The sequence below is a fragment of the Streptomyces sp. YS-3 genome (genome assembly GCF_045257485.1).
Classification (GTDB): Bacteria; Actinomycetota; Actinomycetes; order Streptomycetales; family Streptomycetaceae; genus Streptomyces.
Genome location: NZ_JBJHPC010000651.1, coordinates 1 through 3,772, shown reverse-complemented (window position 1 = coordinate 3,772; position 3,772 = coordinate 1). Strand labels below are relative to the sequence as shown.

Annotated in this window: 3 protein-coding genes; 2 read left to right on the top strand and 1 reads right to left on the bottom strand. The window is 69.7% G+C overall.

Annotated elements, in window-relative coordinates; translation table 11 throughout:
* Window positions 1-196 precede the first annotated feature (196 nt).
* Entirely contained in the window at window positions 197-568 is a 372-nt protein-coding gene (locus ACJA3G_RS32605) for a hypothetical protein (protein ID WP_406556640.1), read from the bottom strand.
* 463 nt (window positions 569-1,031) lie between these two features.
* On the opposite strand from ACJA3G_RS32605, the gene ACJA3G_RS32600 reads away from it, so the two are divergent.
* Window positions 1,032-1,247 carry a hypothetical protein gene (locus tag ACJA3G_RS32600; RefSeq protein ID WP_406556639.1) on the top strand — a complete coding sequence of 72 codons (216 nt, stop codon included), beginning with the start codon at window positions 1,032-1,034 and terminating at the stop codon, window positions 1,245-1,247.
* A 126-nt stretch (window positions 1,248-1,373) separates the two neighbouring features.
* Entirely contained in the window at window positions 1,374-3,026 is a 1,653-nt protein-coding gene (gene abc-f / locus ACJA3G_RS32595; RefSeq protein WP_406556638.1) for a ribosomal protection-like ABC-F family protein, read from the top strand.
* Window positions 3,027-3,772: the final 746 nt, after the last annotated feature.

Sequence of the window (3,772 nt, the reverse complement as noted above, 5' to 3'; positions counted from 1 at the left end):
GGGGCGTGAGTGGGGAGGGGGATCAGTGTCGTAGCCGCGCGCAATGGCATGGGCCCAGCATGCGTGCCCCCAGCCTGTCCCGGACGCGGTGCGGCCGGCCTCCTGTCTCCGACCGCACCCTGACGCCACGGTGGCCTGCGTGTGATGCGGGCTTATGTGCCAGATGCTTTGTTGCGGGGCCCTGTGCTCACAGAGCTCAGCACTGGGGGAGCATGTCCTGTGCGCGCCAGAAGTCGGCGTCGCTCAGGTTGACCATGTTGACGTAGACGTTGCGGTGGCCGCTGTCGTCGTCGGTGCGCAGCCACGCGCCTGAGATGTGACCGTTGTTGGAGTACCAGTCTCCCGCGGTCCAGCAGTAGAAGTAGTTGCGGCCGGCGTACAGCGTGCCCGCGTGGCTGTGCAGGTTGGGCTGGTAGTGAGACCACTGGGTCACCGAGGTGGTCAGATACACCTTGGCCTGGGCCCGTGCCGGCGCGGCCTGGGCGGGAGTGAGAGTGGAGCCCACAGCCAGTACCCCGAGAGCGGCAGCCAGGCAGCCGGCGGCCCGGACGGAACGATTCTTTCGCATGACTTCTCCCCGACGTGTACTTCCCCCGTTGCGCGTCCGTCCGCTTCGTCAGCCGACTCAGCCGACGTACTGCGCTCAGGAAGCGACTCAACTGACCTGTAGATCAGCCAGGATGGGAGTGTACGCATGTCGGGCAGCGAACACCTTTCTGTGCCGCCACCGGCACGTTCCCTGCGCCGCACCTGCACGCCGGCTGCACACGTCACCTCCTCGTGCCGGGTGTATTCAGTTCGTGCCGTCGTTGTGGGCTGAGTTTCGAGGCCCTGCGGCTGGTGTTGTCGAGGAAGGTGGCCGGGTTTGGCCCTGACCGTGGTTGCGGCGACCGTTTGGGGGCTGTCCGGGCCGTCGGCGAGCTCGTCTCCGGTCTTGGGTCGCTCTGGGTGCTGGATGCGTTCGATGTGCTTCTTGGGGACGTTGAGATGCCCCTTCCTTGCTGCTGCCGGCTGCACATTCTGCAAGCCGCGTGCTGCCATGTCGCACACTGCGACGATGCGTCTCTGGCAGCGAGCGCGGTGCTCGTGCGGCCTGGCACCTGGAGCGCATCGTCGAGCGCTTCGGGCTGCTCACCGTCATCGTCCTGGGTGAAGCAGGGACCCCGGCGGCGCGCGCCGTGCAGGAGGGCCTCAACGGCGAGCATCTGCCGCAGCTGTGTCTGATCATGGCGGCGGGCCCGTCTTGAAACGAGACGCGCCGTCTTGCTATGGTGGGTCCATGGCTTTTCTCTACTTCTACGTCTGAGTCCGGGTACGGCCGATGCCGCCGTTTCTGCTGCCCGTAGACCCTTCGTACGCCCAGGGAAAGTCACATGCGCGACCGCGCCCATACCGCCATGCCCACCGTCGCCCCCGCCGTGGTGGCGCAGCTGTCCGTCAAGGACGTCACCAAGTCCTACGGCACCCGCACCATCCTCGACCTGGTGTCATTCACCATCCGCCCGGGTGAGAAGGCAGCCGTCATCGGTGAGAACGGATCCGGCAAGTCCACCCTGCTGCGTCTGCTCGCCGCAGCCGAGGCGCCGGATACCGGGCAGATCACCGTCAGCTTCCCCGGCGGCACCGGCCATCTCGCCCAAACCCTCGTCCTTGGTGCGCACCGCACCGTGCAGGACGCCGTCGACCACGCTCTCGCCGACCTGCGCTCCATGGAAGCCCGGTTGCGGGAGGCCGAGGAGAGTCTCGGCGAGGCGACGGACGGCGAACTCGCCGCCTACGGCGACCTGCTGACCGCGTACGAGGCGCGCGGCGGATACGAGGCCGACGCCCGGGTGGATGCCGCGATGCACGGACTCGGGCTGGCCGCGATCACCCGTGACCGGCTGCTCGGCTCCCTGTCCGGCGGCGAGCAGTCCCGGCTCGCCCTCGCCTGCGTCCTCGCCGCTGCTCCCGAACTCCTGCTTCTGGACGAACCGACGAACCACCTGGATGCTACGGCCGTGCGCTGGCTGGAAGACCACCTGCGCGCACACCGCGGCACAGTCGTCGCGGTCACCCACGACCGCGGCTTCCTGGAACGCATCGCCACCACCATCCTGGAGGTCGACCGCGACGAGCGCACCGTGCACCGATACGGCGACGGCTGGGCCGGCTACCAGGCCGCGAAGGCCGCCGCCCGGCGCGGCGCGGCACAGCGCTACGCGGACTGGGCCGAGGAGGTGGCCTCCATGCAGGCCCTGCTGGAAGTCGCGGGACGGCGTCTGGCCACCACCGGTCACGACCCCAAGCAGGGCTTCGGCAAGCACCGCCGCTCCAGCGAGGCCAAGCTCGGCGGGCAGGTGCGCTCAGCCCGCCGGGCCCTCGCCGAGCTGCAACGCCACCCGGTGGCCCCACCACCGGCGTCGCTCCACTTCACGGCAGCGTTTGCGGCGGCAGACGGCCCCACCCCGGGCCCCCTCGCCGAGTTCGAGGACGTCAGTGTCGGCGAGCGGCTGCGCCTGGCCGGGCGCCTCACCCTCGCGCCCGGCCAGCGGCTACTGGTCACCGGTGACAACGGCGCAGGCAAGACGACACTCCTGCGCCTCATCGCAGGCGACCTGGAGCCCGACGAAGGTACCGCGCGCCGCCCCGCCCGCATCGGCTACCTCGAACAGGAACTGCCCACGCACACCACGGCGCTCCCGCTGCTTGCCGCGTACGCCGCCGGGCGTCCCGGACCGGCTGACGAGTACAGCGAACAGCTGCTGGCCCTGGGCCTGTTCCGTGAGCAGGACCTGCACGTCCCGGTGACTGCGCTGTCCGCGGGTCAGCAGCGGCGGCTGCAGATCGCCCGCCTGGTGACCCGCCCCGCTGACCTCCTCGTCTTGGACGAGCCCACCAACCACATCGCCCTCGACCTGGCCGAAGACCTGCAGGCGGCGCTCTGCGCGTATCCGGGAGCCGTGGTCGCCGTCTCGCACGACCGCGACTTCCGCGCCCGCTTCGAAGGCGAGCGACTGGAACTGCATGCCGGCCGCAGGAGGTGACCCTCGCCCCGTTGACCAGCCGAAGAGCGGCTCTGGGACTGAAGCGGCCAATTGGGCGGTGCTCCTGCTGCACAGCAGGCGTCAGTTCGGCACCACAACTGCCGCCCGCCCGCCTGACAGGCAAGCGCCCTGCGGCCCGCCGTTCCTCAACCGACTGAAGGGCCCCGGCCGGGACAACGACGGCGGATGCATGCTCAAAGACCGATCGAGCCCGGCTCTCCTACTGTCGGGCCGAGGAGATCTCCCAGGAGAACACCCGGCCGGTCCTTTGTCGCTGGAGAACCTCAACCTCCTGCAGGACTTCATCAAGCGGAGCAATGAGAAGCATGGCAAGCCGAGGGCGGGCGAGCGGGTCGCGGACGCGTACGCGGGCGATCCGAGCCCTACCAGGTCCGAGCGCATGGCGCACGAGGCCGCCAACGCGGCAAACTCGGACTCCGGCGGGGAGTGGGTCAGGGGTGACGAATCAGCGGGCTCAGGCGCGGACGCTCCCGCACGTCGGCCCGAGCAGCGCACGCCCGGGCGGATGCTGCTCGAATCCGACAGCGATTCCGAGGGATCCGCCCGCGGCCGGCCAGCCGCTCCTCCCACACAGCCCGCGCAGAGGCGTTTCTCCCTGGACTGACTGACTGACCGACTGCTCGCTTGAGAGCCGCTGCCCGCAGCGTCGCCGTCTGACGGCAGTGCCCGCGCGGATGTGGTGCTGGCCGAGCAGGGGCGGGGTGTCAGTCACGCCGTGGGGGATG

Bases quoted from the DNA above. Each gene is read 5' to 3' on its own strand.
- ACJA3G_RS32605 (WP_406556640.1), bottom strand. From the start codon at position 568: ATGCGAAAGAATCGTTCCGTCCGGGCCGCCGGCTGCCTGGCTGCCGCT.
- abc-f (WP_406556638.1), top strand. From the start codon at position 1,374: ATGCGCGACCGCGCCCATACCGCCATGCCCACCGTCGCCCCCGCCGTG.